Origin of the sequence: Pseudomonas chlororaphis, from assembly GCF_001921865.1 — a bacterium.
Classification (GTDB): domain Bacteria; phylum Pseudomonadota; class Gammaproteobacteria; order Pseudomonadales; family Pseudomonadaceae; genus Aquipseudomonas; species Aquipseudomonas chlororaphis_D.
Genome location: NZ_MSCT01000014.1, coordinates 150,193 through 156,537, shown reverse-complemented (window position 1 = coordinate 156,537; position 6,345 = coordinate 150,193). Strand labels below are relative to the sequence as shown.

The following is a 6,345-nucleotide window of genomic DNA, read 5'->3' as shown; positions in this document are numbered from 1 at the left end:
TGGCGACAACGCGTCACGGACGGGATCGGCGGCCGGCTCCACGGCCCGCCGGCCCGCTTGGTTCAACGGGAAGCACCGCTCATGACGGCAATAGGGTGCTTCGCAGTGGGGCCCGGCAGTAGCCGGGCCCACCCTCAACGGATGTGTGGTCACCTATGGAAAAGTCGAAGTTTCGCAAAATCGCTATGGGGTTGGCGCTGGCCGTGGCGGCCGCTCTGGTTTTCTATGCGGTGCAGGTGCCGGCGCAGGCGCCGCAATACCTGACCGCCACGGTCGAGCGCGGCGATATCGAGAACGCGGTGCTGGCCGCCGGGTTGCTCGAAGGCATCAAGCAGGTGGATGTCGGGGCCCAGGTGTCGGGGCAGTTGAAGTCGCTCAAGGTCAAGCTCGGCGACAAGGTGAAGAAGGGCCAGTGGCTGGCGGAAATCGACCCGCTGGTGTTGCAGAACACCTTGCGCCAGGCCCAGGTCGACGAGGAAAACCTGCAGGCGCAGCGGCGCGCCACCGCTGCCCAGCTCAAGGAAACCAAGTCGATCTACGAGCGCTACCACGGCTTGCAGGTCGACGCGGCGATTTCCAAGCAGGAGTACGAGACCGCCGAGGCCAACTACGAGGTGCAGCGCGCCAACCTGTTGTCCCTCGACGCGCAGATCAAGAGCGCGCATATCCAGATCGACACCGCCAAGGTCAACCTGGCCTATACCCGCATCGTCGCGCCTATCGACGGCGACGTGGTGGGCATCGTCACCCAGGAAGGCCAGACCGTGATCGCCCAGCAACTGGCGCCGGTGCTGCTCAAGCTCGCCGACCTCGACACCATGACCGTCAAGGCCCAGGTCTCGGAGGCCGACGTGATCCATATCAGCCCCGGCCAGGAGGTGTACTTCACCATCCTCGGCGAGGACCGGCGCTACTACGGCAAGCTGCGCGGCACGGAGCCGGCGCCGCAGAACTTCCTCGACACCCAGACCGCGGGCACGCCGAAACAGACCACCGCGGTGTTCTACAACGCCTTGTTCGATGTGCCCAACCCGGACCATCGCCTGCGGATCTCCATGACCGCCCAGGTGCGGATCGTGCTCGACACCGCCAAGGACGTGCTGACGGTGCCGGTGGCCGCCCTGGGCGCGCGCAACGGCGACGGCAGCTTCCCGGTGCGGGTGCTGGACGCCAAGGGCCTGGCCCAATCGCGCAACGTGCGGACCGGGATCAACAACAACGTCAAGGTGCAGGTCGAGGACGGCCTGGCCGAAGGCGATCGGGTGGTGATCGGCGATCCGGCGCCGGCCGTGGCGGGGGCGTGAGCATGAGCCAGCCCCAACCGCTGCTGGAACTCAAGGGCATCAGCCGCAGCTTCAAGGCCGGCGAGCGCGAGTTCATGGCCCTGAAACACATCGACCTGACGATCCACGCCGGGGAAATGGTGGCCATCACCGGCGCCTCGGGCTCCGGCAAGTCGACCCTGATGAACATCCTCGGTTGCCTCGACTACGCCACCGGCGGCAGCTACCGGATCAATGGCCGGGAAACCCGCGACCTCGACGACCAGGCGCTGGCGGAACTGCGCCGCGACTACTTCGGCTTCATCTTCCAGCGCTATCACTTGCTGCCGCACCTGAGCGCCATGCATAACGTCGAGATGCCGGCGATCTACGCCGGCACCGCCGAGGCCAAGCGCCACGGCCGGGCCCGCGAGCTGCTGGCGCGGCTGGGCCTGACCGGGCACCTGAGCCACCGGCCGAGCCAGCTGTCCGGCGGCCAGCAGCAGCGGGTGAGCATCGCCCGGGCCTTGATGAACGGCGGCGAAGTGATCCTCGCCGACGAACCCACCGGCGCCCTGGACACCGCCAGCGGCAAGGAGGTGATGAACATCCTGCTGGAACTGCACGCCGCCGGGCACACGGTGATCATCGTCACCCACGACCCCAAGGTCGCGGCCCACGCCGAGCGGATCATCGAGGTGCGCGACGGCGAGATCCTCAGCGACCGGGCCAATGTCCGCGAAGGCGTCCCGGCCAGCGACGCGCCGGTGGTCCTCGAGCCCAGCGGCGCGCGGCGCCTGGTGGCCAGCCTGGGGCTGTTCCGCGAGGCCTTCAACATGGCCTGGGTGGCGCTGGTCTCCCACCGCATGCGGACCTTGCTGACCATGCTCGGCATCGTCATCGGCATCACCTCGGTGGTGTCGATCTCGGCCATCGGCGAGGGCGCCAAGCGCTATGTGCTCAAGGACATCCAGGCCATCGGCAGCAACACCATCGATATCTATTCCGGCACCAGCTTCGGCGACAGCCGGGCGACAGCCATCGAGACGTTGGTGCCCGCCGATGTCGTGGCCCTCAACCAGCTGTACTACGTCGACAGCGCGACCCCGGTGGTGGGGCGCAACCTGTTGTTGCGCTACCGCAACATCGACCTCGACGCCCAGGTCAACGGCGTCAGCCACCAGTACTTCCAGGTGCGCGGGTTGAAGCTGGAGGCCGGGATCGCCTTCAGCGAAAACGACGCCCGGCGCCAGGCCCAGGTGGTGGTCATCGACCACAACACCCGGCACCGCCTGTTCGGTCCGGGAGAAGACCCCCTGGGCCAGGTGATCCTGGTGGGCAACCTGCCGTGCACGGTGATCGGGGTCACCGCCGAGAACAAGAACATGTTCGCCGCGAGCAAGGCGCTGAACGTCTGGGTGCCCTACGAGACCGCGGCCGGGCGCCTGCTCGGCCAGCGCTACCTGGACAGCATCACGGTGCGGATCAAGGACGGCCAGCCGAGCAAAGTGGTGGAAGACAACGTCACCAAGCTGATGCTGCAACGCCACGGCACCAAGGATTTCTTCACCAACAACCTGGATAGCATCATGCAGACGGTGCAGAAAACCAGCCGCTCCCTGGCGCTGCTGCTGTCGCTGATCGCGGTGATTTCCCTGGTGGTCGGCGGCATCGGGGTGATGAACATCATGCTGGTGTCGGTCACCGAGCGCACCCGTGAGATCGGCATTCGCATGGCGGTGGGCGCGCGCCAGTCGGACATCCGCCAGCAGTTCCTGGTGGAGGCGGTGATGGTCTGCCTGATCGGCGGGATGATCGGCATTTCCCTGTCCTATGCCATCGGCTACCTGTTCGCGCTGTTCGTCAAGGAATGGGAAATGGTCTTTTCCATGGGCTCGATCGTCACCGCGTTCGCCTGCTCGACCCTGATCGGCATCGTCTTCGGCTTCGTGCCGGCGCGCAACGCCGCGCGCCTGGACCCCATCGAGGCCCTGGCGCGGGACTGACCGCAGGTGCCCGCCGACGGCGAACGTCGGCGGGCGGCGGACTCAGAGGCCGGTGCCGGGGCCCGTGGCGGCGCCGGCTTCGTCCGGGGAGTACATCCAGCGCAGCAGCGAGTGCCGCCCGCTGATGCCGAGCTTGATCGCGGCGCGCTTGAGGTAGCTTTCGACGGTGTGCACCTTGAGTCTCAACTGGACGGCCAGCTCCGGCGCGGTACGCCCGGCCAGCAGGCCGACGCAGACCTGCATCTCCCGGTCCGACAATTTGAGCCCCGACTGCCGCAGGCGGGCGGCGAAGCGCAGGCGCAGGGTTTCCAGGCCCTGGCGTTCGAGGCTGGCGCCGGCGGCGTGGTCCGCCATGGCGTCGAGCGGTTGCAGGGCGGTCAGGTGTTTTTCCACCATGGGCAGCAGCAGCGGGGAAAAGTCCTGCAAGAGAATGCGTTCCTGGGGCGAGAAGCTCTGTGACTGGCAGGAGCGGTAGACCGAGATCCCGTAGCGGTAATCGTCCTTGTGCCCGGTCAGGTGCAACTGCGCGGCGCCTGTGTCGCAGGGTTCGTGGGCGGCGTCGCTGTAGACCTCGTCGTGGGCGGGCCCGGGCTGCGATGGGCCCTGCGCGTACGCCGGCCTCTGGGTGATGTGCGTGGCGTCCACCGCCAGTTGGGTGCGTATCAGGTCATGCAGCCTGCGCGGGAAGCTGCGGCTGCCGGTGCTGGCGATGACCTTGCCGATGTGGGGGAACAGTAGTTGTGAGTTCATCGTTTCATCCATGAGTTTCGTGTTGCGCGACACCTGTCTTTATAGCGACGAGCGCGCCGGGTCCATGTTTACAGCCTTATGTCCAAAACAGCGGATTTAGAGCGCCTCGGCGGATTCGACGCCGTCTCGTATCCTAGTACAGGGTTGCGGTGGCGGTTTGATGAATCACGGTAAAAAGCCCGCGGCAGAGCGCTTTCTTGCGCGCGACGCCGATCTGGCGGGCGCCGGAGACCCTGCGGGTCTTGCGCAGCCTCGCAGGCTCGGCAGCGGCTACAGGGATTGCGAACACCCCAATATCCCCGCCATGCCCGCTCTGTGTAGCCGCTGCCGCAGGCTGCGCACGAGCGGCACGCTCGCAGCGATCCCACCGACGCCGGAGACCCTGCGGGTCTTGCGCAGCCTCGCAGGCTCGGCAGCGGCTACAGGGCCCGCGAACACCCCAATATCCCGCCGCTCTGTGTAGCCGCTGCCGCAGGCTGCGCACGAGCGGCACGCTCGCGGCGATCTTGCGGGCGGGTCAGTGGGACGAGACGTACGGGGACGGCGTGGCCGGTTCGGGCAGGGCGTAGGTGGCTTTCATCCATTCGATCTCGGCGTGGGGCGTGCGGCCGAAGAAGCGCTTGAACTCGCGGCTGAATTGCGAGGCGCTTTCGTAGCCGACGTCGAACGCCGCCGTCGACGCGCTCATGGCGTGGCGCAGCATCAGCAGCCGCGCCTGGTGCAGGCGGGTGGACTTCAGGTACTGCATGGGCGAGGAGTGGGTCACGTTGCGAAAATGCAGGTGGAAACTGGTCACGCTCATGCTCGCTTCCCGGGCCAGGGACAACACGTCCAGGCGTTCCTGGTAGCTGCTGTGGATCTTGCGGATCGCCCGCACGATCTTGGCGAAATGCCCCTGGCGGTCGAGCGCGGCGCGCATCGAGCCGCCCTGTTCGCCGGTGAGGATGCGGTAGTAGATCTCGCGCACCAGCGCCGGCCCGAGTATCCGCGCGTCGCCCGGGACGCTCATCGCTTCGAGAAAACGCAGGGTCGAGTCACGCAGCCCATCGTCCATGGGCGAGGCATACAGGCCCTTGGGCGGGGCGTCGCTGGGCCCCAGCGCCTCGTCCACTTGCAGCAGCAACTCGCTGGCCAGTTGCAGGTCCAGGCGCATGTAGACCGCCAGCATGGGCTCGGCCTGGCTGGCGTCGGTCTCCATGGTGAACGGCACGGGCACGGACACCACCAGGTAGTGCTGGGCGTCGTACACATAGACGTCGTCGCCCAGGTAGCCGCGCTTGCGTCCCTGGCACAGGATCACGATCCCCGGGTCGTACAGCACCGGGGTTCGCGTCAGCGGCCGGTTCGAGCGCAGAAAGCGGACGTCGTCCAGGGCGCTGAGGTTGTAGCCCTCGACCGGCGCGAGCTGTTCCAGCAACCGCACCATGCGCGCGGCGGATGAATCGGCCTGAGTCATTGCGGTCTCCCTTGTCTGCTCAACCGTCGGTCGAACGGCTCAGCGCTTGCCATTGATCGATCTCGCTGGCCGCGTGCTTGAGCTTGTCGCGCACCAACTCCAGGGCATCGCTGCCCAACAGCACGTGGGCCGGCGGGGCCGGGCTGGCGATGATCTGCAACATCGCCTGCGCGGCCTTGCGCGGATCGCCGAGCTGCTTGCCGCTCTTGGCCTGGCGCGCCTGGCGCACCGGGTCGAAGCTCGCGTCGTAGTCGGCGATGCTGCGTGGGGTGCGCTGCATCGAGCGGCCGGCCCAGTCGGTGCGAAACGAGCCCGGCGCCACGGCGGTGACGAAAATATTGAAAGGCGCCAGTTCCTTGCTCAGCGTATCGGAGATGCCTTCCAGGGCAAATTTGCTCCCGCAGTAGTAGGCGATGCCGGGCATCGTGATAGTGCCGCCCATGGAGGTGATGTTAAGGATACGGCCAGCGCGGCGCTGGCGAAAATACGGCAGGAACGCCTTGGTCACCGCCACCGCGCCGAACACATTGACGTCGAACTGACGGCGCAGGGCTTCCAGCGGCGACTCTTCGAAAATGCCCTCGTGCCCGTAGCCGGCATTGTTGACCAACACATCGACCGGGCCGTGGCGCGCCTCGACCGCCGCGACCACGGCGTCGATCCGCGCGAAGTCGGTGACATCCAGGACGACGCCGTGGGCCCGCTCCGCGGCGAGCGCCTCGAAGGCCTGCAAGGCCGCTTCGCTGCGCACGGTGCCGATGACCCGGTGGCCGGCGGCCAGCGCTTGCTGCGCCAGGGCGTTGCCGAAGCCGCTGCTGACGCCAGTGATGAACAGGGTGTTGCTGCGATTCATGGCCAAGGCCTCTGTAGT

5 protein-coding genes are annotated in these 6,345 nt (G+C 67.0%); 2 read left to right on the top strand and 3 right to left on the bottom strand.

Annotated features, from left to right (window positions below; genetic code table 11):
* Positions 1-155 precede the first annotated feature (155 nt).
* Both macA and BTN82_RS17275 read left to right on the top strand, forming a co-directional pair.
* Positions 156-1,304, top strand: a complete 1,149-nt coding sequence (gene macA / locus BTN82_RS17280; protein ID WP_075120338.1) for a macrolide transporter subunit MacA — start codon at positions 156-158, stop codon at positions 1,302-1,304.
* Between the two features lie 2 nt (positions 1,305-1,306).
* Complete coding sequence (locus BTN82_RS17275) at positions 1,307-3,268, top strand: MacB family efflux pump subunit (protein WP_075120337.1); 1,962 nt, start codon at positions 1,307-1,309, stop codon at positions 3,266-3,268.
* Between the two features lie 42 nt (positions 3,269-3,310).
* On the opposite strand, the gene BTN82_RS17270 is transcribed toward BTN82_RS17275, so the two are convergent.
* The 3 genes from BTN82_RS17270 to BTN82_RS17260 all read right to left on the bottom strand — a co-directional run bounded on the left by BTN82_RS17270 (position 3,311) and on the right by BTN82_RS17260 (position 6,327).
* Positions 3,311-4,018 carry a helix-turn-helix transcriptional regulator gene (locus BTN82_RS17270; RefSeq protein ID WP_075120336.1) on the bottom strand — a complete coding sequence of 236 codons (708 nt, stop codon included), beginning with the start codon at positions 4,016-4,018 and terminating at the stop codon, positions 3,311-3,313.
* A 517-nt stretch (positions 4,019-4,535) separates the two neighbouring features.
* Positions 4,536-5,474, bottom strand: a complete 939-nt coding sequence (locus BTN82_RS17265) for an AraC family transcriptional regulator (protein ID WP_075120335.1) — start codon at positions 5,472-5,474, stop codon at positions 4,536-4,538.
* A gap of 19 nt (positions 5,475-5,493) precedes the next feature.
* The gene (locus BTN82_RS17260) at positions 5,494-6,327 is read right to left on the bottom strand and encodes an oxidoreductase (protein WP_075120334.1); all 834 of its coding nucleotides are present in this window, start codon (positions 6,325-6,327) and stop codon (positions 5,494-5,496) included.
* Positions 6,328-6,345 lie beyond the last annotated feature (18 nt).